18 protein-coding genes and 1 pseudogene are annotated in these 22,468 nt (G+C 70.6%); 11 read left to right on the top strand and 8 right to left on the bottom strand.

What is annotated here, in order from left to right; all coding sequences use genetic code 11:
• Positions 1-41 precede the first annotated feature (41 nt).
• Positions 42-1,316, top strand: coding sequence for an RNA polymerase sigma factor (locus tag ACWDAG_RS25775; RefSeq protein ID WP_450697925.1), 1,275 nt, complete (start codon positions 42-44; stop codon positions 1,314-1,316).
• Here ACWDAG_RS25775 and ACWDAG_RS25770 read toward each other — a convergent pair whose 3' ends face one another.
• Positions 1,317-2,480, bottom strand: a complete 1,164-nt coding sequence (locus ACWDAG_RS25770; RefSeq protein WP_450697924.1) for a class I SAM-dependent methyltransferase — start codon at positions 2,478-2,480, stop codon at positions 1,317-1,319.
• 89 nt (positions 2,481-2,569) lie between these two features.
• On the opposite strand from ACWDAG_RS25770, the gene ACWDAG_RS25765 reads away from it, so the two are divergent.
• The 3 genes from ACWDAG_RS25765 to groL all read left to right on the top strand — a co-directional run bounded on the left by ACWDAG_RS25765 (position 2,570) and on the right by groL (position 5,952).
• On the top strand, positions 2,570-3,502 hold the full coding sequence (locus ACWDAG_RS25765; RefSeq protein WP_450697923.1) for a polysaccharide deacetylase family protein: 933 nt from the start codon (positions 2,570-2,572) through the stop codon (positions 3,500-3,502).
• Positions 3,503-3,882: 380 nt separating this feature from the next.
• A complete protein-coding gene (gene groES / locus ACWDAG_RS25760) occupies positions 3,883-4,191 on the top strand; it encodes a co-chaperone GroES (RefSeq protein WP_055493212.1) in 309 nt (102 codons plus the stop codon).
• A 129-nt stretch (positions 4,192-4,320) separates the two neighbouring features.
• A complete protein-coding gene (gene groL / locus ACWDAG_RS25755) occupies positions 4,321-5,952 on the top strand; it encodes a chaperonin GroEL (RefSeq protein WP_450697922.1) in 1,632 nt (543 codons plus the stop codon).
• Between the two features lie 75 nt (positions 5,953-6,027).
• On the opposite strand, the gene ACWDAG_RS25750 is transcribed toward groL, so the two are convergent.
• The 3 genes from ACWDAG_RS25750 to ACWDAG_RS25740 form a co-directional block, all read right to left on the bottom strand.
• The gene (locus tag ACWDAG_RS25750; protein ID WP_450697921.1) at positions 6,028-6,735 is read right to left on the bottom strand and encodes an ester cyclase; all 708 of its coding nucleotides are present in this window, start codon (positions 6,733-6,735) and stop codon (positions 6,028-6,030) included.
• A 198-nt stretch (positions 6,736-6,933) separates the two neighbouring features.
• Complete coding sequence (locus ACWDAG_RS25745; RefSeq protein ID WP_450697920.1) at positions 6,934-7,707, bottom strand: SDR family NAD(P)-dependent oxidoreductase; 774 nt, start codon at positions 7,705-7,707, stop codon at positions 6,934-6,936.
• 96 nt (positions 7,708-7,803) lie between these two features.
• Positions 7,804-8,472 carry an MOSC domain-containing protein gene (locus tag ACWDAG_RS25740; RefSeq protein ID WP_450697919.1) on the bottom strand — a complete coding sequence of 223 codons (669 nt, stop codon included), beginning with the start codon at positions 8,470-8,472 and terminating at the stop codon, positions 7,804-7,806.
• An 80-nt stretch (positions 8,473-8,552) separates the two neighbouring features.
• Between ACWDAG_RS25740 and ACWDAG_RS25735 the strand changes: the two genes are divergently transcribed.
• On the top strand, positions 8,553-9,458 hold the full coding sequence (locus ACWDAG_RS25735; RefSeq protein WP_450697918.1) for a LysR family transcriptional regulator: 906 nt from the start codon (positions 8,553-8,555) through the stop codon (positions 9,456-9,458).
• A 62-nt stretch (positions 9,459-9,520) separates the two neighbouring features.
• On the opposite strand, the gene ACWDAG_RS25730 is transcribed toward ACWDAG_RS25735, so the two are convergent.
• The gene (locus tag ACWDAG_RS25730; RefSeq protein WP_450697917.1) at positions 9,521-9,847 is read right to left on the bottom strand and encodes a WhiB family transcriptional regulator; all 327 of its coding nucleotides are present in this window, start codon (positions 9,845-9,847) and stop codon (positions 9,521-9,523) included.
• A gap of 381 nt (positions 9,848-10,228) precedes the next feature.
• Here ACWDAG_RS25730 and ACWDAG_RS25725 point away from each other — a divergent pair, with 381 nt between their 5' ends.
• The 4 genes from ACWDAG_RS25725 to ACWDAG_RS25710 all read left to right on the top strand — a co-directional run bounded on the left by ACWDAG_RS25725 (position 10,229) and on the right by ACWDAG_RS25710 (position 14,782).
• Positions 10,229-10,840: a response regulator transcription factor gene (locus tag ACWDAG_RS25725; protein ID WP_003948568.1), complete on the top strand. Its 612-nt coding sequence runs from the start codon at positions 10,229-10,231 to the stop codon at positions 10,838-10,840.
• 455 nt (positions 10,841-11,295) lie between these two features.
• Complete coding sequence (locus tag ACWDAG_RS25720; RefSeq protein ID WP_030930346.1) at positions 11,296-11,883, top strand: sigma-70 family RNA polymerase sigma factor; 588 nt, start codon at positions 11,296-11,298, stop codon at positions 11,881-11,883.
• A 153-nt stretch (positions 11,884-12,036) separates the two neighbouring features.
• Positions 12,037-13,539 carry an IMP dehydrogenase gene (gene guaB / locus ACWDAG_RS25715; protein ID WP_450697916.1) on the top strand — a complete coding sequence of 501 codons (1,503 nt, stop codon included), beginning with the start codon at positions 12,037-12,039 and terminating at the stop codon, positions 13,537-13,539.
• Positions 13,540-13,657: 118 nt separating this feature from the next.
• The gene (locus ACWDAG_RS25710) at positions 13,658-14,782 is read left to right on the top strand and encodes a GuaB3 family IMP dehydrogenase-related protein (RefSeq protein WP_450697915.1); all 1,125 of its coding nucleotides are present in this window, start codon (positions 13,658-13,660) and stop codon (positions 14,780-14,782) included.
• A gap of 681 nt (positions 14,783-15,463) precedes the next feature.
• On the opposite strand, the gene ACWDAG_RS25705 is transcribed toward ACWDAG_RS25710, so the two are convergent.
• Together ACWDAG_RS25705 and ACWDAG_RS25700 are read right to left on the bottom strand one after the other, a co-directional pair.
• The gene (locus ACWDAG_RS25705) at positions 15,464-15,868 is read right to left on the bottom strand and encodes a hypothetical protein (protein ID WP_450697914.1); all 405 of its coding nucleotides are present in this window, start codon (positions 15,866-15,868) and stop codon (positions 15,464-15,466) included.
• Positions 15,869-16,056: 188 nt separating this feature from the next.
• Positions 16,057-17,265 carry a nucleotide sugar dehydrogenase gene (locus tag ACWDAG_RS25700; protein ID WP_450697913.1) on the bottom strand — a complete coding sequence of 403 codons (1,209 nt, stop codon included), beginning with the start codon at positions 17,263-17,265 and terminating at the stop codon, positions 16,057-16,059.
• A 272-nt stretch (positions 17,266-17,537) separates the two neighbouring features.
• On the opposite strand from ACWDAG_RS25700, the gene ACWDAG_RS25695 reads away from it, so the two are divergent.
• The gene (locus ACWDAG_RS25695) at positions 17,538-19,244 is read left to right on the top strand and encodes a glycerol-3-phosphate dehydrogenase/oxidase (RefSeq protein WP_450697912.1); all 1,707 of its coding nucleotides are present in this window, start codon (positions 17,538-17,540) and stop codon (positions 19,242-19,244) included.
• A gap of 94 nt (positions 19,245-19,338) precedes the next feature.
• Here the strand turns inward: ACWDAG_RS25695 and ACWDAG_RS25690 are convergent.
• Positions 19,339-20,058: pseudogene (locus tag ACWDAG_RS25690) on the bottom strand (hypothetical protein).
• Positions 20,059-20,195: 137 nt separating this feature from the next.
• Between ACWDAG_RS25690 and ACWDAG_RS25685 the strand changes: the two are divergent.
• The gene (locus tag ACWDAG_RS25685; protein WP_450697938.1) at positions 20,196-22,463 is read left to right on the top strand and encodes a serine/threonine-protein kinase; all 2,268 of its coding nucleotides are present in this window, start codon (positions 20,196-20,198) and stop codon (positions 22,461-22,463) included.
• Positions 22,464-22,468: the final 5 nt, after the last annotated feature.

Genomic DNA, 22,468 nt, shown 5'->3' with positions numbered 1-22,468 from the left:
ATCCTTGGCCCGGGGGCGCCGGGGGTGTTGCATGGTGGGCCGTGGAACCACAGCCCACCGCCCCGCACGCCACCGCCGACCCCCGCCACGCCATCGAGACCGTCTTCCGTCTCGAATCCCCTCGCATCATCGCCGCCGTCGCCCGCCTCGTCCGCGACGTCGGCATCGCCGAGGAGCTTGCCCAGGACGCCCTGGTCGCCGCCCTGGAGCAGTGGCCGCGCGACGGTGTGCCCGACAAACCGGGCGCCTGGCTCATGGCCACCGCCCGGCACCGCGCCGTGGACCTGATCCGGCGCCGGGAGAACTACGCCCGCAAGCTGCAGGAGATCGGCCGCACCCTCGAAACCACCGCCCCGCCCGAGGAACCCGCCGACCCCGACGACATCGACGACGACCTGCTCCGCCTGGTCTTCACCGCCTGCCACCCGGTGCTGTCCGCCGAGGCCCGCATCGCCCTCACCCTCCGGCTCCTCGGCGGCCTGACGACGGCCGAGATCGCCCGCGCGTTCCTCACCCCCGAGCCGACGGTCGCCCAGCGCATCGTCCGCGCCAAGAAGACCCTCGCCACCAGGAACGTCGCCTTCGAGGTGCCCTACGGCCCGGAACGCGAGGCCCGGCTCGGCTCCGTCCTGGACGTCATCTACCTGATCTTCAACGAGGGTTACGCCGCCACGGCCGGCGACGACTGGCTGCGCCCCGCGCTCTGCGAGGACGCGCTGCGCCTGGCGCGCGTGCTGTCGTCCCTGATGCCCAAGGAGCCCGAGGTGCACGCCCTGACCTCCCTCCTGGAGTTCCAGACGTCCCGCGCGGCCGCCCGCACCGGCCCGGACGGCGAACCCGTCCTCCTCAAGGACCAGAACCGCCGCCGCTGGAACCGCATGCTCATCGCCCGCGGCATCACAGCCCTCCACCGCGCCGAGGCCACCGCCGTGGGGGCGCCGGGCCCGTACGCCCTCCAGGCCGCCATCGCCGCCTGCCACGCGCACGCCTACACGTACGAGGAGACCGACTGGACGAGCATCGCCACCCTGTACGGCCTGCTCGCCGCCCGCGCCCCGTCCCCGGTCGTCGAACTCAACCGCGCCGTCGCCGTGTCGATGGCCGAAGGCCCGGCGCAGGGACTGGCGATCGTCGACGCCCTCGCCGCCGAACCCGCCCTGCGCGACTACCACTTGCTGCCCAGCGTCCGCGGCGACCTGCTGGCACGGCTCGGGCGCACGGCCGAGGCGCGCGAGGAGTTCGTACGGGCGGCGGGGCTGGCGCGCAACGAACGGGAGCGGGAGCTGCTGCTGCGCCGTGCGGCGGATCCGTCCTGATCAGGCGGGACGCCCGAGGAGCATGGTCGGCGCTCCCGCCACACGGGTCAGGAACACGGTGGCCGAGCCCGGCCCCTGCGGCTTCACTTTCCTCCGCAGCTCCTCCGGCTCGACGGCCGACCCCCGCTTCTTCACGGTCAGCGTCCCGACCCCACGCTCCCGCAGCAGCGCCTTCAACTTCTTCACGTTGAAGGGGAGTTGATCGGTGATCTCGTACGAGTTCGCATACGGCGTCGGCCGCAACTCGTCGGCGGTGATGTACGCGATGGTCGCGTCGACCAGCCCGCCGTCCAACTGCTCGGCCACCTCGGCGACCAGATGGGCACGGATGACGGCGCCGTCGGGCTCGTACAAGTACCGTCCGACTGGCCGGACTTGAGGGTCCGGCAGCCCCTTCCCCAGCAGCGTGCGCGGCCCCGGGAGCAGAGTCGCCCGCACCGCCTCCGGCTCCGTCCCGAACCACAGCACGGCCTCTTTCACATCCCCGCCGTCCGAGATCCACTCGGCCTCGGCGTCGGCGGGCACGGCCTCGTGCGGAATGCCGGGTGCGACCTTCAGCGCGGCGGCGCGGGACGCCTTGCGGGCGGCCCCGACCGCCCACGACAGGGGCGGCGAGTAGGCCTCCGGGTCGAAGATGCGACCCCGCCCGCCGCGCCGGGCGGGGTCGACGAACACGGCGTCGTAGCCGGACGTGTCCACCTCCGTGACGTCCGCCTCCCGCACCTCGATCAGCTCGGCGAGCCCGAGCGCGTCGGCGTTGGCGCGCGCCACGGCCGCGGTCGCCGGATCCCGGTCCACGGCCAGCACCCGGATCCCGGCCCGCGCCAGCGCGATGGCATCGCCGCCGATCCCGCAGCACAGGTCGGCGAGAGAGGTGACGCCCAGCGCCTTCAGCCGCTCGGCCCGATAGGTGGCGACGCTCGCCCGTGTCGACTGCTCCACCCCGTTCGGCGTGAAGAACATCCGCTCCGCGTCCTCGGCGCCGAACTTGGCCGCCGCCCGCTGCCGCAGCCGCGCCTGTCCGAGGGCCGCCGACACCAGCTCGGCGGGGTGTTCGCGGCGCAGCCGGGTGGCGACGGCGAGCTCGTCCGCAGGGGCCGTGCCGCGCACCTCGTCGAGGAGGGCGCGGCCTTCGGGGGTGAGCAGGTCAGCGAGGTCGTTCACCGGCCCATTGTGGGCCAGTCGGTGGACGGTGCGCCTCCGGCCGCGTGGCGGACCGGGATCCGGGCAGTGGCCTGCGATGATCCGGCACCATGCGAGCAGTAGTACAAAACGATAAGAATCGCGCTTATGGGGTGACATGGCTCCGCGGTGGCATCGCCGTGCTCGCCGTCGCGGCCATCGCCTCGGGCTGTGCACAGTTCGGCGGCCCGCCGGTGCGCCCGGCCCCCGGCCAGGAGCAGCCCCTGCATGCGCCCCCGGCCCGCGCCCTCGACTCGTACGCCACGAAGCTGCGCAGCGCGTACATCGCCCGCGCTGCCGCGGCGCGCCACTGGGACCTGGCGAGGGTCCCGCTGACGGCTCCGCCCCCACCCGTGAAGAAGCCGAGGATCAAGGCCCGCAGGGGCTTCGAGGTGGACGACCAGGAGGAGCTGAGGCTCCCGCCCGTCTTCACGACCGTCCCCACCAGGCAGAAGGTCGTCTTCCTGACCATCGACGACGGAGCCGAGAAGGACCCGGCGTTCCTGCGGATGATGAGCGACCTGAAGATCCCGTACTCGGCCTTCCTCAGCGACTTCCTGATCAAGGACGACTACGCCTACTTCCGCCGGATGCAGTCCGAGGGGGTGACCCTCAACAACCACACCCTCACCCACCCGTACCTTCCGGCGCTGTCGTACCGGGAGCAGAAGCACGAGATCTGCGGCATGCAGGCGATCATGAAGAGGCAGTTCGGCAAGGCCCCGACCGTCTTCCGCCCACCCTTCGGCAACTACAACCAGGACACCCTGCGCGCCGCCAGGTCCTGCGGCATCAAGTACGCGCCCATCTGGGACGAGGAGGTCTTCGTCGACCACTGGGAGTACCGCGAGGACGACCGGGACCTGCACCCCGGCGACATCGTCCTCACCCACTTCCGCGGCCGTGACGAGTGGAACGGCACGATGGTCGACGACATGCGCCGCTTCCTGAACAGGGTCACGGCCGACGGCTACGCGGTGGCCCGCCTGGAGGACTACCTGTGAGCCCGAGGGACCTGGCGGCCGGGACATTCGAAGCCCCGGGCGGCAACCCCAGCCCGTCATGGAAGTCCCCCCGCTCGAGCGAAGCCGAGAGCGGGGGAGTTTGAGGACGAGGCCGTTCAGGCCGATAGCGGGGGCCTGGGGGCGGCAGCCCCCAGGACGTTCACAGCCCCCCGGCCGACCGAAAACCCCGCCGACGCGCCGCAGGCATTAGCAGTCCGCTTGACCGAGTGCTAATCACGGTCATAGTCTCGGCTCTGGCACTCCCCACTGGAGAGTGCCAACTACGCGACGGGCAGGTCCGGCACCCGCGACGACGGATCCACCTGGTCGCCACCTCAGACAGTTAACCCCGTGAGATCTCCGAAGGGGGAGGTCGGATCGTGACGACCGCCAGCTCCAAGGTTGCCATCAAGCCGCTCGAGGACCGCATCGTGGTCCAGCCGCTGGACGCCGAGCAGACCACGGCCTCTGGCCTGGTCATCCCGGACACCGCCAAGGAGAAGCCCCAGGAGGGCGTCGTCCTGGCCGTGGGCCCGGGCCGCTTCGAGAACGGCGAGCGCCTGCCGCTCGACGTCAAGACCGGCGACATCGTGCTGTACAGCAAGTACGGCGGCACCGAGGTGAAGTACAACGGCGAGGAGTACCTCGTCCTCTCGGCTCGCGACGTGCTCGCGATCATCGAGAAGTAGTTCACCCGCTTCCTCGAGAAGCACATTGCTTGACGCTGCGCCCCTGGCCCCCGCGACCACATAAGAAGCCGGGCGCCCGGGGCGCAGTGCCTTTTTCACCCACAGATTTCCGAGAGGGCTCCCGCTGTCATGGCGAAGATCCTGAAGTTCGACGAGGACGCCCGTCGCGCCCTCGAGCGCGGCGTCAACAAGCTGGCCGACACGGTCAAGGTGACGATCGGCCCCAAGGGCCGCAACGTCGTCATCGACAAGAAGTTCGGCGCGCCCACCATCACCAACGACGGCGTCACCATCGCCCGTGAGGTCGAGGTCGAGGACCCGTACGAGAACCTCGGCGCGCAGCTGGTGAAGGAGGTGGCGACCAAGACCAACGACATCGCTGGTGACGGCACCACCACCGCCACCGTGCTCGCCCAGGCGCTGGTGCGCGAGGGTCTGAAGAACGTCGCCGCGGGCGCCTCCCCGGCGCTGCTGAAGAAGGGCATCGACGCGGCCGTGGCGGCCGTGTCCGAGGACCTCCTCGCCACCGCCCGCCCGATCGACGAGAAGTCCGACATCGCCGCCGTGGCCGCGCTGTCCGCGCAGGACCAGCAGGTCGGCGAGCTCATCGCCGAGGCGATGGACAAGGTCGGCAAGGACGGTGTCATCACCGTCGAGGAGTCCAACACCTTCGGTCTGGAGCTGGACTTCACCGAGGGCATGGCCTTCGACAAGGGCTACCTGTCGCCGTACTTCGTGACGGACCAGGAGCGCATGGAGGCCGTCCTCGAGGACCCGTACATCCTGATCAACCAGGGCAAGATCGCCTCGATCGCCGACCTGCTGCCGCTGCTGGAGAAGGTCATCCAGACCAACTCCTCCAAGCCGCTGCTGATCATCGCCGAGGACGTCGAGGGCGAGGCCCTCTCCACCCTGGTCGTCAACAAGATCCGCGGCACCTTCAACGCCGTCGCGGTGAAGGCCCCGGGCTTCGGCGACCGCCGCAAGGCGATGCTGCAGGACATGGCGATCCTCACCGGTGCCACCGTCATCTCCGAGGAGGTCGGCCTCAAGCTCGACCAGGTCGGCCTGGACGTGCTCGGCTCCGCCCGCCGCGTCACGGTCACCAAGGACGACACGACCCTCGTCGACGGCGCCGGCAACTCCGAGGACGTCGTGGGCCGCGTCGCCCAGATCAAGGCCGAGATCGAGAACACGGACTCCGACTGGGACCGCGAGAAGCTCCAGGAGCGCCTCGCGAAGCTGGCCGGCGGCGTGTGCGTGATCAAGGTCGGCGCCGCCACCGAGGTGGAGCTGAAGGAGAAGAAGCACCGTCTGGAGGACGCCATCTCCGCGACCCGCGCCGCGGTCGAGGAGGGCATCGTCTCCGGTGGTGGTTCCGCGCTGGTCCACGCCGCCAAGGTGCTCGAGGGCTCCCTCGGCAAGACCGGCGACGAGGCCACCGGTGTCGCCGTCGTCCGCCGCGCGGTCGTCGAGCCGCTGCGCTGGATCGCCGAGAACGCCGGCCTGGAGGGCTACGTCATCACCTCCAAGGTCGCCGAGCTCGAGAAGGGCCAGGGCTTCAACGCCGCCACCGGCGAGTACGGCGACCTGGTCAAGGCCGGCGTCATCGACCCGGTCAAGGTCACCCGCTCCGCCCTGGAGAACGCCGCCTCCATCGCCTCCCTCCTGCTGACGACCGAGACCCTGGTCGTCGAGAAGAAGGAAGAGGAAGAGCCGGCCGCCGCGGGCCACGGCCACGGCCACGCCCACGCCCACTGACATCGGTCAGTAGTCGCAGCGAAGGCCCGGCACCCTTGGGGTGCCGGGCCTTTCGCCGTCCTCCTGCTGTCCCTCCTACTGCTCCAGACCCTCCAGCGCGCCCAGTTGCGCCATCAGCCCCAGCCGGTCGTACTCCCACCAGGCCTCGACGATCTTCTCGTGCTCGCCGTAGCGGTGAATGGTCGTGCCGGTCATGGTGACCTGCTTCCCGGTCGACGGGATCCCCATGAACTCGGCCTTCTGGGTGGCGTTCCAGGTCCACCGGTTGCACACCCGGTCGCCCTGGGCGAACTGGTCGTCGAGGGTGAACGTGAAGTCGAAGGCCCCGCGCCACATCTCGACCTCGCGCCGCAGCGCGTCCATGCCGATGGTGTCCTGCTCGTTGGCGGGATCGTGGTCGTGGTAGTTCTCGGCGACCATGTCGTCGAGCGGAGCCAGCTCGCCCGGTGCGGCGATCGTCTGGAAGAACCGCCGCGAGGTGTCCGTGTTCAGCTGCTCGTCGCGTACGACGTCCAGGTCGGTGAAGGTCGGCATCTCGTCACAGAGAGCCACCATCTCGCGGAAGATCTTGTCGGTCTCGGGCAGGTTGGAGTTCCGCATCGCCTCCTCGTACGACGGGAACTCCACGATCTCGATGAAGTGCGACGCGTCCGACCGGTCCTTGCCGATCACACTGTGCGTCGCGGTCCGCTTCCCCTTGGTCTGTTCGACCCACGTGTCCATCAGCCGGTTGATGTCGTCGAACCGGCTGGTCTTGCAGTCGATGATCTGAACGAAGGTCATGGTCTCGCCTCCGGTCCCCGGGGTCCGGTTACTGCACTGTTCCGGGGGCTGTGACCTCAGCGGCTTCGCCGCGGGCCCCCGGACCCCCAGCAGAAAAGCAGGTCAACAGAGGTGGCCGACGCGAAGCTCGCGAGGCGAACCTCTGTAACAGCACCATTCTCCCACCGGGGCTCCGCGGCGCCCCTTGACGCCGGGAGGCTACTGCGGCCCGTACTTGCGCCCGGTCCGGGAGGTGATCCCGCCCAGCAGCCCCCGGGGCGTCACCTTCACGATCCCCATCAGCGCCTTGTACCGCGCATCCGGAATGGAGAGCGACTTCCCGCGCGCCAGATCCGACAGCGCCGCCGACACCAGCTTGTCGGCATCGAGCCACATCCACCCCGGGATGTTGTCCGTGCCCATCCCGGCCCGCTGATGGAACTCGGTCCGCACGAACCCCGGGCACAGCGCCATCAACCGCACGCCACTGCCCGCCAGGTCCTTCGCCGCCCCCTGCGTGAACTGCACGACCCACGCCTTGGAGGCGCCGTACGTGCCGCGCGGCACGAAGGCGGCCACGGACGCGACGTTGACGACCCCGCCGCGGCCGCGCTCGCGCATCGCCTCGGTCGCCGCCGCCGTGAGGCGCAGCACCGCCTCGCAGTGCACCTTGAGCATCGTCAGTTCGTCGGCCATCGCCACATCGAGGAAACGGCCCTTGTTGCCGAAGCCGGCGTTGTTGATCAGCAGGTCGACGGGGTTCTTGCGGTCGGCCAGGCGCGTGGCGACGGCTTCGATGCCCTCGTCGGTGGCGAGGTCGGCGGTGAGCACCTCCGCCTCGATGCCGTGCCGGTCGTGCAGTTCGGTCGCCTGTTCCTGCAATCGCTTGGTGTCGCGGGCGACGAGCACCAGGTTGTGCCCGTCGGCCGACAGCCGCCGCGCGAACGCGGCGCCGATGCCCGCGGTCGATCCCGTAATCAGAGCCGTTGTCATGGCCCAAGGGTAGTGACCCGGACTGTGGGGATCCGATCTCTGCACAGGGCCCGACGACAGTGAAGCTCCTGGGTGCGGCGCCGAGTAGAGGGCATGTCAGGAGCCGTACGTCTCCAGGTACTTCCGCGCCGCCGCAAGGCTCTCGGGATGCAGCGCCGCCCCGGCGGGCAGCAGGCGCGGCAGCAGCTCCCGCTCCGTCGTCGACGCGCGGAACTGCAGTGCCACCGTCACCTCGTGCTCCGGCCGGTGCACGATCTCGATCGGGTCGCCGGACCGTATCTCGCCCGGCTCGATCACTCGCAGGTACGCACCCGGCGCACCCTTCCGCGTGAACCGCTTCACCCACCCCTGCTCACCCAGATGGCCCTGGAAGGTACCGCAGGGAATCCGGCCGCAGGTCACCTCCAGGACCACTTCCGGGCCCACGCGCCAGCGCTCGCCGATCAGCGCGCCCGAGATGTCCAGGCCCTCGGTCGTGAGGTTCTCGCCGAAGGAGCCGTTGGCCAGCGGGCGCGCCAGCTCGCGCTCCCAGTCGTCCAGGTCCTCGCGCGCCATCGCGTACACGGCCTGGTCGTTCCCACCGTGGTGCTGTCTCTTGCACACCGCGTCCCCCGCCAGCCCGCTCCCGCCGATGCCCTTCGGCCCGGGCGCGGCCACCCGCACCGGCCCGTCCACCGGACGCTTGTCTATACCGGTCAGACCCTCGGGGTTGTCCGTGTACGGCACGGCTTTCGCACGGCCGAGATTCACCGACAGAAGCTTCATGGCTGCACGGTAGGCGACGACTCCTCAAAGCGGCGACGCATTATTCGGCGCACCATCAAAGCCTCGCTTATCCTCGAACGGTGATCGAAGCCCGCCATCTGCGTGTCCTGCGCGCCGTCGCCGCCACCGGCTCCTTCTCGGCCGCGGGGCGCGAACTGGGCTGTACGCAGCCCGCCGTCAGTCAGCAGATGAAGGCCCTGGAGGCGTCTGTCGGCACGCCGCTGCTCGTCCGTGGCGGGCGCGAGATGCGGTTGACCCAGGCCGGTGAGGCGCTGGTGCGGCATGCCTCGGGGATCCTGGCCGGGCTCACGGCGGCGGAGGAGGAGGTGGCCGCCATCGCGGGGCTGCGCGCCGGACGCGTACGGCTCGTCTCGTTCCCGAGCGGCAGCTCGACGCTCGTGCCCACCGCCCTCGCGGCCCTGCGCGCCGCGCATCCCGGCACCCGGGTCTCCCTGGAGGAGGCCGAACCGCCCGCCTCCGTCGAGCTGCTGCGCGAAGGCGACTGCGATGTGGCGCTGGCCTTCCGCTACCAACCGGCGGCGGGCGCGGAGGAGTGGGGCGACCTCGTCGTACGACCGCTGCTGAGCGACCGGCTCGTCGGGCTCGTGCCCGAGCGGCACCCGCTCGCACAGGCCTCGGCCGTGTCCATCGGGGACCTCGCGCACGAGCCGTGGATCGCCGGATGCCCGCGCTGCCGGGGGCAGTTGGTCGAGGTGTGCGAGAGCGCGGGGTTCACGCCGCGCATCGACTTCGCCACCGACGACTATCCGGCCGTCGTCGGCCTGGTCGGCGCGGGCCTCGGCGTCGCGGTGCTGCCGCAGCTCGCCATCGAGTCGGTACGGCCGCGGCACGCGCGCGTGCTGACGCTGGAGCCGGCAGTGCGGCGGGAGATCGTGGCGCTGACACTGCCCGACCTGGCACAGGTGCCCGCCGTCGCGGCGACCCTGGAGCACCTCGGGCGGGCGGCCGCCCGCCGGCAAAAATGATGGGCACGCGTGCGCGTGCCCATCGCAGAGGGATGAAGAAACGTTCCTTCAGGTGTTCGAGTTCAGGCGTTCGAGCCGCCGTCCCCGCCAGTCGCCGCCGCCACCAGCCGGTTGCGTGCCCGTCCCATGAGCTCCTCGCGTTCGTCCTCGGTCAGGCCGCCCCACACGCCGTACGGCTCTCTCACCGCCAGCGCGTGCGCCGCGCACTGCGCGCGCACCGGGCACCTCATACAGACCTCCTTGGCCGAGTTCTCGCGAGCGCTCCGGGCCGCACCGCGCTCACCCTCCGGATGAAAGAAGAGCGAGCTGTCCACCCCGCGGCAGGCGGCCAGAAGCTGCCAGTCCCACAGGTCCGCGTTCGGTCCGGGAAGGCGGGAGAAATCTGCCATTGCGTGACCCCTTGTAGCCGTTCTGAGCGGATACGGTGCCCACGACCGTATATCTACGATCTAAGGAGATGAAAATATGACTCATTGCGAATCTAGCCTCAGACACCAGTAGATGGGAAGAAAAAGGGCTAAATGGGGCATGGGTTGTGATGAAACGTTGAGGGTCCGCCCTGCATGTCTGCACCGTGTCCGTGCCCTCACGTAGAGTGCCGAAGATGGCACACGGCCCCGTAACTCTTTCGAGTGACCATCGTTGAGAGTGCGGAGGCGGTTGAAGCAACAAGTGCTCGGGCAGGCGTCCGAGACGGTCGACCGCACAGGTGACGATTTCGTACCAGCCTGGAGGCTCAAGGTGACGTGCATCAGCTGCGGAGGGCGGCCATGACATCCGTCCTCGTCTGCGACGACTCCCCGCTTGCCCGAGAGGCGCTCCGCCGCGCGGTCGCGACCGTGCCCGGCGTCGAGCGCGTGACGACCGCGGCCAACGGCGAGGAAGTCCTCCGCCGCTGGGGCGCCGACCGTTCGGACCTGATTCTGATGGACGTACGCATGCCCGGACTGGGCGGCGTCGAGACCGTGCGCCGGCTGCTGTCCGCCGACCCCGGCGCGCGCATCATCATGCTCACCGTCGCCGAGGACCTGGACGGCGTGGCCCTCGCGGTCGCCGCGGGTGCCCGCGGCTATCTGCACAAGGACGCTTCGCGCGCGGAGTTGCGCGCGACCGTCACCCAGGCGCTCGCCGACCCGACCTGGCGGCTGGCCCCGCGCCGACTGCGCTCCGCCGAGATGGGCGCCGCGCCCACGCTCACCGCGCGTGAGATCCAGGTCCTGGAGGGCATGAGCCACGGCCGCTCCAACGCGGAGATCGGCCGCGAGCTGTTCCTCTCCGAGGACACCGTCAAGACGCACGCCCGGCGGCTCTTCAAGAAGCTCGGCGCCTCGGACCGGGCGCACGCGGTGGCGCTCGGCTTCCGCTGGGGCCTGGTTCGCTAGGCCGGTCGGGTGTGTTGCAGCGGGGGTTCGAGAACCCGCCCACCGCAAGGTGGGTGGGGCCGAGGGACCCCGAGGAATTTCGGGCACGCCCGCACCCCGTCCGGCACGCGCGTCCTTCGTTGCATCGGTCAAAGGCCCTGGCAGCTGTGCTGCGAGGGCCTTCGTCCGGCATGTCGGGAGCGCGCACTGGCCTCGGCGCCGACCGCTGCCGTGGTGCGCGGGGAACGGCACCCGCACCCCCTCGCAGCCGCTTGGCAAGAGGACCCGCCGGGTGCCCGATGCTCGTTTCGGCGCGGATGCCGCATCCTTGAGGTGTGGAGTCTCTCGGGGACGAGTCGGTCGAGCGGAAGGGGAGGGCGCAAGGGATGAGTTCCGGCGCACCTGCTCATAACGCTTCGGTGCACAACATCGGACACGGTGCCACGGCCCGCGCGGCCGCAAGGCACCATGGACCGATGCGCGACGACGAGGCGGCGAGTGCCGCAGGGGCGATCGGTGCACTCGTCCATCGCGCCGTGGACGGGGACGAGCAGGCCACACACGACCTGCTGGCCCATGTCCACCCCCTGGCGCTGCGCTACTGCCGCACCCGTCTGTCGCGTCTGCCCGGTGATGCCCGGCACTTCGTGGAGGACCTCGCGCAGGAGGTCTGCGTCGCCGTCCTCCTCGCGCTGCCGCGCTACAAGGACACCGGCCGGCCCTTCGAGGCGTTCGTCTTCGCCATCGCCGCGCACAAGGTCGCGGACCTGCAGCGGGCGGCGATGCGGCACCCGGGGTCGACGGCGGTCCCGTCCGACGAGATGCCGGAGCGGCCGGACGACTCGCTCGGCCCGGAGGAGCGGGCGCTGCTCAGCAGCGACGCCGAATGGGCCAAGAAACTGCTGGCCAACCTGCCGGAGAACCAGCGCGAGCTGCTTCTGCTGCGGATCGCGGTGGGTCTCACGGCCGAGGAGACCGGACAGATGTTGGGAATGTCACCCGGAGCGGTGCGGGTCGCACAGCACCGGGCACTGAGCCGGCTCAGGGCGCTCGCGGAGCAGTGACCCCACTGCCGAAGCGCCTTCCTTGAACAGGTCTCTCGACAATTCCGTACGAACATACGAAGCCCAGAGTCATGCGGAACCGTGGAATTCGAGAGCCGTGCTTCCCGTTAGCATGGACATCCGCACCGATCAAGGCCATTTGGGGAAGGTGTCATGACTGCGAACGTCGACGGAGTGCCCGGTAAATTCGCGACACTCGGGCTGACCTACGACGACGTGCTGCTGCTGCCGGGAGCGTCCGAGGTGCTCCCCAACGCGGTCGACACCTCGTCCCGCATCTCCCGCAACGTCAAGGTCAACATCCCGCTGCTCTCCGCGGCGATGGACAAGGTGACCGAGTCCCGGATGGCGATCGCGATGGCCCGCCTCGGCGGCGTCGGCGTGCTGCACCGCAACCTGTCCGTGGAGGACCAGGTCAACCAGGTCGACCTGGTCAAGCGGTCCGAGTCCGGCATGGTCACCGACCCCATCACGGTGCACCCGGAGGCGACGCTCGCCGACGCGGACGCCCTGTGCGCCAAGTTCCGCATCAGCGGTGTCCCCGTCACCGACCCGGCCGGCAAGCTGCTCGGCATCGTCACCAACCGTGACATGGCCTTCGAGTCCGACCGCAGCCGCCAGGTGCGCGAGGTCATGACGCCCATGCCGCTGGTCACCGGCAAGGTCGGCATCTCCGGTGTGGACGCCATGGAGCTGCTGCGCCGCCACAAGATCGAGAAGCTTCCCCTGGTCGACGAGGCGGGCATCCTCAAGGGCCTCATCACGGTCAAGGACTTCGTCAAGGCCGAGAAGTACCCGAACGCCGCCAAGGACGCCGAGGGCCGGTTGCTCGTCGGTGCCGCCGTGGGCGCCAGCCCCGAGGCCCTGGAGCGCGCCCAGGCGCTCGCCGAGGCCGGTGTGGACTTCCTGGTCGTCGACACCTCGCACGGCCACAACAGCAACGCGCTGAGCTGGATGTCGAAGATCAAGTCGAGCGTCTCCGTCGACGTGATCGGCGGCAACGTCGCCACCCGCGACGGCGCGCAGGCCCTCATCGACGCAGGTGTCGACGGCATCAAGGTGGGCGTGGGCCCCGGCTCCATCTGTACGACCCGAGTGGTCGCCGGCATCGGCGTCCCGCAGGTCACCGCCATCTACGAGGCCTCCCTCGCGGCCCGTCCGGCGGGCATCCCGCTGATCGGCGACGGCGGTCTGCAGTACTCCGGCGACATCGGCAAGGCCCTCGCGGCCGGCGCCGACACGGTGATGCTCGGCTCGCTGCTCGCGGGCTGCGAGGAGTCGCCCGGCGAGCTGCTCTTCATCAACGGCAAGCAGTTCAAGTCGTACCGCGGCATGGGCTCGCTCGGTGCCATGCAGTCCCGTGGCCAGGCGAAGTCGTACTCGAAGGACCGCTACTTCCAGGGCGAGGTCGCCTCCGACGACAAGCTCGTGCCCGAGGGCATCGAGGGCCAGGTGCCCTACCGCGGCCCGCTCGCCAACGTGCTGCACCAGCTCGTCGGCGGTCTGCGCCAGACCATGGGCTACGTGGGCGCCGCCACCATCGAGGAGATGGAGACCAAGGGCCGCTTCGTGCGGATCACCTCCGCGGGTCTCAAGGAGAGCCACCCGCACGACATCCAGATGACGGTCGAGGCACCGAACTACAGCCGCAAGTAGTCGCACAAGCGGTCAGCAGGCTCCTTCAAGGGCGGTCCCGGAAGCACCGGGGCCGCCCTTGTCGTACCCGTCGGCGATACTGGAAGACGCTGCAACGCATCAGGGAAAGGCCACAGACGTGACTGAGATCGAGATCGGGCGCGGCAAGCGCGGCCGCCGGGCGTACGCCTTCGACGACATCGCCGTCGTCCCCAGCCGCCGTACCCGGGACCCGAAGGAGGTCTCGATCGCCTGGCAGATCGACGCCTACCGCTTCGAGCTGCCGTTCCTGGCCGCCCCCATGGACTCCGTGGTCTCCCCGGCCACCGCGATCCGTATCGGCGAGCTCGGCGGCCTCGGCGTGCTGAACCTCGAAGGCCTGTGGACGAGGTACGAGGACCCGCAGCCGCTGCTCGACGAGATCGTCGGCCTCGACGCGGAGCGGGCCACGCGCCGGCTCCAGGAGATCTACGCCGCTCCCATCAAGGAGGAGCTGATCGGCGCGCGCCTGAAGGAGGTGCGCGACTCCGGCGTGGTCACCGCCGCCGCGCTCTCCCCGCAGCGCACGGCGCAGTTCTCCAAGGCGGTCGTGGACGCGGGCGTGGACATCTTCGTCATCCGCGGTACGACGGTCTCCGCGGAGCACGTCTCCGGCTCGCACGAGCCGCTGAACCTGAAGCAGTTCATCTACGAGCTGGACGTCCCGGTGATCGTCGGCGGCTGCGCCACCTACACGGCGGCCCTGCACCTGATGCGCACGGGCGCGGCGGGCGTGCTCGTCGGCTTCGGCGGCGGCGCCGCGCACACCACGCGCAACGTGCTGGGCATCCAGGTCCCGATGGCGACCGCGGTCGCGGACGTGGCGGCGGCCCGCCGTGACTACATGGACGAGTCCGGCGGCCGGTACGTGCACGTGATCGCCGACGGCGGCGTCGGCTGGTCCGGCGACCTGCCGAAGGCGATCGCCTGCGGCGCGGACGCCGTGATGATGGGCTCCCCGCTCGCCCGCGCGACGGACGCGCCCGGCAAGGGCAACCACTGGGGCATGGAGGCCGTCAACGAGGAGCTGCCGCGCGGCAAGAAGGTCGACCTCGGCACGGTCGGCACCATCGAGGAGGTGCTGACCGGCCCGTCGCACACCCCTGACGGCTCCATGAACCTCTTCGGTGCGCTGCGGCGGGCGATGGCCACGACCGGGTACAGCGAGCTGAAGGAGTTCCAGCGGGTCGAGGTGACGGTGGCGGACTCGCAGCACAAGCGGTAGGGCTTACGGCGTAAAGGGGGCCGGTCACCTGGTGGGGTGACCGGCCCCCTTCGTATGCCCTGGGCTTGCGCGGGGCGCGTGGGGTGGTGCGGGGGCGTGCGGTTGTGATCGGGGCGGATACGGGCTGGTCAGCCGGGCCGAGGGCGATAACGTCCGTGTCGGCGCCCCAGGTTGCTGGAGCGCCCCCTTCCAAGGACTTGGTTCCGGACCCCGCTCCTCGGGGCCCGGCCCGATTTCCAACGGACCGTCCACCGGGCACTGGGCGGCCTCGTGGAAGGGGGCGCCCATGGGACGTCACCGCAAGCCCACTCGCTGGGACCGGATCCGTCTGTGGACGGTGAAGTGCCGGAGGAGGTGGATCTTGCGGATTTTCGGATGGTGAGCGGCCGCCCCCAGGCAACTTAGGGGCGGACACTCCGTGAACCATCCAGGAGCCTGCCGCAGTGCCATCTGCGGCGGGCTCCACCTAGTGGGTGTGATGGTGAGCGGCCGTCCCTGCGGAAACCAGGGGCGGACACTCGGGATCCATCCACGAGCCTGCCGCAGTAGCCGCTGCGACCGACCCCACCTGTCTCCGTAAGGTACCCGCGCCGCGCCCCGCATGCCACCAGCCCCGGAGCCCTCCGCGCCCGCGCGCCCCCCTTCACAACCGACGCGCCGCACCGCCCCGCACCGGCAGCGTCAGACCGCCGCCTTCTTGGCCCCCGTGAACGCCACATACGCGGCGATCGCGAAGAACACGAACGTCAGCGGGTCGGCGTCCGCCTTCCAGGCCTCCTGGACCACGCTGAGGTGCTGGAAGAAGACCTCGTTGAAGCCGACCTTGACCTGGTCCGCGATGAGCATGGCCTCGCCCACCAGCTGGCCGAGGTAGACGGCGGCCAGGGACAGGACCGCGCTCGCGACCGGCAGGACCGGGTTGCGGCCGCCGAGCCGGCCCGCGGCGAGGCCGATCAGGAAGCCGACGCCGACCGCCGCCCACCCGATCTCGTGCTTGGTCAGGCCGATGATCACGCCGTAGACACCGGCGACGACGACGGCGGCAGCGAACGCGGCGCCCAGACCGAGCCCGATGTTGTTCTTCACGGGAGCGGGCACCGGAGCGGGCGCGTACGGAACGTCCGGCGCCGGAGGCTGCGGTGCCGCGTCCGGCTACGGGGCCTCCGGAGTGCCGTCGGCCTGCTGGGGCTGCTGCGGCGGCGTTGGAGCTGACTGGCTCATGACAGAGATCCCCCCACGGGATGGAACGAGCGGATGGCGACGCGAATATGCGCTCAGAGGCGGTGGGCGGCCCCTGTCGGCACGGCTCCGCGCGTGTCCAGCAGCAACTGCGCCTTCACCGACAGGCCTTGGAGGTCGTACGTCCGGTGCTGCTGGAGCAGGATCGTCAGATCGGCCTCGGCCGCGGCCTCGTACAGGGCGTCCGCGCGCGGGACCGGGCGGCCCTGGACGCTCCAGGACGGGACGTGCGGGTCGTGGTAGCTGATCGAGGCGCCCAGTTCCATCAGGCGGACGGCGATCTCCGGGGCGGTGGTGCCCTGTTGGTCGGCGAGGTCCGGCTTGTAGGTGACGCCGAGGAGCAGCACGCGTGCGCCCCGCGCCGACTTGCCGTGCTCGTTGAGGAGGGCTGCGGCGCGCTGGACGACGTAACGGGGCATCTGGCTGTTGACCTGCTGGGCCAGTTCGACCATGCGCAGGGTGCGGCCGGGGAGGCCGGTCAGGTCCTGGGGGACGGCGTGGCCGCCGACGCCGGGGCCGGGGCGGAAGGCCTCGAAGCCGAACGGTTTGGTCTCCGCGCAGCGGATGACGTCCCAGACGTCGACTCCGAGGTGGTTGCAGAGGACGGCCATCTCGTTGACGAGCGCGATGTTGACGTGCCGGAAGTTGGTCTCCAGGAGTTGCACGGTCTCCGCCTCGCGCAGTCCACGGGCGCGTACCACCTTGTCGGTGAGGCGGCCGTAGAACGCGGCGGCGGACTCGGTGCAGGCTGAGGTGAGGCCGCCGATCACCTTGGGGATGTTGGCCGGGGTGAAGGCGCGGTTGCCGGGGTCGACCCGGCTGGGGGAGTAGGCGAGGTGGAAGTCGCGGCCCGCCTGCAGGCCGGAGCCCTCCTCCAGGAGGGGGCACAGGAACTCCTCCGTGGTGCCCGGGGGGACGGGCGACTCCAGGATGACCGTGGTGTGCGGGCGCAGCTGCGCGGCCAGGGCGCGGGCGGCTGCCTCCACCTGGCCGAGGTCGAGCTTGCCGTCGGCGCCGCGCGGGGTCGGCACGCAGATGACCGCGGTGCGGACGCGGCCGAGCTCGGCGGGGCTGGTGGCGTGCCGGAAGCCCCCCGAGAGCATCCGGCGCAGTTCGGCGGGGCTGAGGGAGCCCTGCTCGGGCCCGGTCCGATAGCCGAGTGTGGGGATGCCGGCCGCGACGGCTGCCTGGGCCAGGGGCAGGCCGAAGGGGCCGAGTCCGATGACGGCGAGATCTGCGGGCATGGGGTGGGCCGTCCTCCCAGTAACCGAAGCGGGGCAGGTGCGCAAGTCCTGTGGACAGGACAGGCGAAGTGCAATGTCACACTAGGAGTAAATATGACCGATTTGCGGGATTGGTTGTCCGTGTTTTCCGCAGGTCTCGGGAATGTTGTCCACAGGCTGGGGGCGACTGGTGGCTGAAGTCGGGCAAGCCGGTCAGAATTTGGGCATGGGGGGATAGGAACCGGGCTTCGCCCGACGGGTGCGGCCGACGCTACTGATAGCGGGAGGCAGCGGTGAGGACAGCGACACTGGGGCCGGCGCAGCGAGCCGAGTCACTGGCGGGAATGGCCGAGCGCGAGCTGGACGTGCTGGTGGTGGGCGGCGGCGTGGTCGGCGCAGGCACCGCCCTGGACGCCGTGACGCGCGGTCTGTCCACGGGCCTGGTCGAGGCGCGTGACTGGGCGTCGGGCACCTCCAGCAGGTCCAGCAAGCTGATCCACGGCGGACTGCGCTATCTGGAGATGCTCGACTTCGCGCTCGTCCGGGAGGCGCTGAAGGAGCGCGGCCTGCTGCTGGAGCGGCTCGCCCCGCACCTGGTGAAGCCGGTGCCGTTCCTCTACCCGCTGCAGCACAAGGGCTGGGAGCGCCTGTACGCCGGTTCGGGCGTCGCGCTCTACGACGCGATGTCGATGGCCCGCGGACACGGCCGCGGCCTGCCCACGCACCGCCATCTGACCCGCCGCCACGCCCTGCGAGTGGCACCCGCCTTGAAGAAGGACGCGCTGGTCGGGGCCCTGCAGTACTACGACGCCCAGATGGACGACGCGCGCTATGTGGCCACCCTGGTGCGCACGGCGGCGGCCTACGGCGCGAGGACCGCCAACCGCGCACGGGTGACGGGCTTCCTGCGGGAGGGCGAACGCGTCGTCGGCGCGCGCGTGCAGGACGTCGAGGGGGGCGGCGAGTACGAGATCCGCGCCAAGCAGATCGTCAACGCGACCGGCGTGTGGACCGACGACACCCAGGCGATGGTGGGCGAGCGCGGCCAGTTCCACGTGCGGGCGTCCAAGGGCATCCACCTGGTCGTACCGAAGGACCGCATCAGCTCCTCGTCGGGACTGATCCTGCGCACCGAGAAGTCCGTGCTGTTCGTCATCCCCTGGGGCCGGCACTGGATCGTCGGCACCACGGACACCGACTGGGACCTCGACAAGGCGCACCCGGCCGCGTCCAGCGCGGACATCGACTACCTGCTGGAGCATGTGAACTCGGTCCTCGCGGTGCCGCTGACGCGGGACGACGTGCAGGGCGTGTACGCGGGGCTGCGCCCGCTGCTGGCCGGCGAGTCGGAGGCCACCAGCAAGCTGTCGCGCGAGCACACCGTCGCGCATCCCGTGCCCGGCCTTGTCGTGGTGGCGGGCGGCAAGTACACGACGTACCGGGTGATGGCCAAGGACGCGGTGGACGAGGCGGTCCACGGCCTCGACATGCGGGTCGCCGAGTGCGTGACGGAGGACGTGCCGCTGCTGGGGGCCGAGGGGTACCGGGCGCTGTGGAACGCGCGGGCGCGGATCGCGGCGCGGACGGGTCTTCATGTGGTGCGCGTGGAGCATCTGTTGAACCGGTACGGGTCGATGGCGGAGGAGGTCCTCGACCTCGTCGTCGCAGACGCCTCCCTCGGGGAGCCGCTGCACGCCGCCGACGACTATCTGCGCGCCGAGGTCGTGTACGCCGCCTCGCACGAGGGCGCCCGGCACCTGGACGACGTGCTGACCCGGCGCACCCGCATCTCCATCGAGACCTTCGACCGGGGGACGCGCAGCGCACGGGAGGCGGCCGAGCTCATGGCACCGGTGCTCGGCTGGGACAAGGACCAGATCGAGCGCGAGATCGAGCACTACGAGAAGCGGGTGGAGGCCGAGCGGGAGTCGCAGCGGCAGCCGGACGACCTGACGGCGGACGCGGCGCGGTTGGGGGCGCCCGACATCGTGCCGTTGTAGGAAGCCGGGAGTCCGGGAGTCCGGGCATGCAGGCGTCCGCAGATCACTCGAACGAGTGGCGGGATCCGGGATCTTCGTTCGGAACCCGGCCGTTCTACGGAGTGCGAGGGCAGAACTCGGCGGCGAGCAGGGCCGGTTCGAGGCCGGGTTCTGCGATCGCTGTCGTGTTCACGCGGTAGGTGAGGACACGCCGGCCGTCGACGGTGGCTGCGGTGCGCACGTAGCTGCCGGTGATGCGTCCGTTGTGTCCCCACACCGTGATGCCGCACGGCAGTTTCTCGGGAATCAGGCCCATGCCGTACAGGCCGTGTGCGGTGCGGTGTCGCGCATCTCGCGCAGCCGGCGCGAGGGCAGCAGTTCGCCGCCCGGCAGGGCCGCGTAGAAGCGGTCCAGGTCGGCGAGTGTGGTCACCAGCTCGCCCGCGGCCCCGGCCACCGCGGGTCGGGTTCGGTGACGTCGGTTCCGCCGGTGGCGTACGAGTGGCCGGTGACCTGCTGGATGACCATGCCGAGCACCACGTGGTCGGTGTTCGAGTACGAGTAGCGGCCGGGGGGTGGGTGAGAGCGATGCGTACGGCTTGACGAGGGGAGAGCAGGGTCATCGTGCGGCCGTTGTGCCGGCTCCGCAGCGCGACCGTCGCGATGAAGGTCTTCATGATGCTGCCGGCGCGGAAGTGGTCGGCACGGGTGACGCCGCGGTCGGTCCGGGCATGGCGGGTGTCGGAAGGTGAGGAGGACAAGGGACACGGGCGCGGCCGGTAGCGTCCTGAGCGGCGGCATCGCGAGGTTCTCCCTTGTCGCGGCCCATCATCCAGGGTGGCGCGACGCGCCGTCGGGCAGAGTCCCGGGTGCACGGGCTCCTCGTACGGTGCCACGGGCACCCTGGGCGTCGGGCACTTGTCGGGTGAGGGACAATGGAGGCTCTGTCAGGGCGGGTTGCATGAGGGGACGCATGTCGGAGGCGGAGCGGGCGGGGACATCTCGTCAGGACACTCGTCAGGACAACAGCGAGCGTCTTCTCGCCGGGCGGTACCGGCTGGGGAGGGTGCTCGGCCGCGGCGGCATGGGCACGGTGTGGCGGGCCGAGGACGAGACCCTGGGCCGGACGGTCGCCGTCAAGGAGCTGCGGTTCCCGTCGAACATCGACGAGGACGAGAAGCGCCGGCTGATCACGCGGACGCTGCGCGAGGCCAAGGCGATCGCGCGGATCCGCAACAACAGCGCGGTGACGGTCTTCGACGTGGTCGAGGAGGACGACCGGCCGTGGATCGTGATGGAGCTCGTCGAGGGCAAGTCGCTCGCCGAGGTCATCCGGGAGGACGGCCTGCTGGAGCCCAGGCGGGCGGCCGAGGTCGGGCTGGCGATCCTCGACGTGCTGCGCTCGGCGCACCGCGAGGGCATCCTGCACCGTGACGTGAAGCCGTCCAACGTCCTGCTGGAGTCCGACACCGACCGGGTCGTGCTCACCGACTTCGGTATCGCCCAGGTCGAGGGCGACCCGTCCATCACCTCGACCGGCATGCTCGTCGGCGCCCCCTCCTACATCTCCCCGGAGCGGGCCCGCGGACACAAGCCGGGCCCCGCGGCCGACCTGTGGTCGCTCGGCGGACTGCTGTACGCGGCGGTCGAAGGAGTGCCGCCGTACGACAAGGGCTCCGCGATCGCCACCCTCACCGCGGTGATGACCGAGCCGATGGAGGAGCCGAAGAACGCGGGGCCGCTGAGGGACGTCATCTACGGCCTGCTGACCAAGGATCCCGCCAAGCGGCTCGACGACGCGCGTGCGCGGGCGATGCTCAACCGAGTGATCCACGCGCCCGAGGCGAAGGAGTCCGAGCCGGAGCCGCCGATGGACGCGACGCGGGTGGTGCCGTTGCCGGTGCAGCCCGACGGGTCCAAGGGCAAGGGGAGTTCGGGCGGCTCCGGCGGCAAGCGGGGCGAGGAGGCCGCGGAGAAGCTGCGCGGGGCGCTGCGTTCCGTGCGGAAGGCTGCCGTGGCGGCGGGAGCGGCGGCCGGTTCGGCGGCTGCGGCCCGCGGCAAGTCGGCCGGCGGTACGGGCGATTCGGCGTCCGGCGGCACCAAGTCCGCCGGGGCGGCCGGGACCGGGGCGCCGGGTGCGGCTGGTTCTTCGGCTCCGCCGGCACCTCCTGCTCCTGAGGCCCCGCCCGCTCCGACGACTCCGATGCCTGCGGTGCCTCCGGCGCCACGGGCCGCCGCGTCGCCGTCGGCTCCGGTGCAGTCCTCGGCCTCGTCGGCGGCTTCGGGAGCCAAGGCGTCTTCCGGTGCCTCTGCCGGTTCCGGTTCAGCGGCGGCCTCGGGTTCCGTGGGTGCCTCGGCCTCGTCGGCCGGTGCAGCCTCCGGGGGCCGGGAGAGCGGGGCGCAGGGGGCGAATGCGCAGGCCGGTGGGCGCAGTTCGGGATGGCCGGTCGTGCCGCCGCCGGACCTGCCGCCGCGGCCCGTGCCGAGGGCGCCGCTCACCGACGTGGTGCCGAAGCGGACGCTGGTGATCATCGCGGTGGTGGTCGTGCTCGCCGTGATCGGGACCGTGCTGGCCTTCACACTCGGCGGCGGCGACGGCAAGAGCTCGAACGGCAGCAAGCACAGCGGCGGGAAGGCCGTGGCCAGCGCGTCCGCAGGTGCCCGTACCAAGGAGGACTCGAGCGGCGGCACCCCTGCGGACGGAGGCGACTCGCAGTCCGCGTCGAAGGACGGCGCCACCCCCAGCAACAGCCCGACCGCGTCCGGCGGCAGCGGTGCGGGAGTGGGCGGGTCGTCCGGGGGCGACAGCGCGGTGGAGACGACGCACAAGGGGAGCCAGGGGTACTCGATAGGGCTGCCCAAGGGGTGGAAGTACGAGTCGGCGAGTGCCGCCGGGGACCGGTTCACCGGGCCCGACGGGCAGAAGCTGCTCGTCGCCTGGACGTCCACACCCAAGGGCGACCCGGTGGCCGACTGGAAGAACCAGGAGCGCTACATGACGCGCTCGCAGTACCAGAAGATCCGGATAGAGCAGGTGGACTACCGCGGCTGGAACACCGCCGACTGGGAGTTCACCTATGTGGAGAGCGGGACGGAGTACCGGACGATCGACCGCGGGTTCGTCGTCAACGACCATCTCGGATATGCGCTGATGTACACGGCGAAAGCCGCGAACTGGGACAGTGACCTGCGTAGGGACACCTGGAACACCCTCGCGAAGACATTCGAACCCAAGTCGTGAGGTGA

This window comes from Streptomyces sp. NPDC001157 (assembly GCF_053598255.1).
This window is presented reverse-complemented; position numbering and strand designations above follow the sequence as displayed.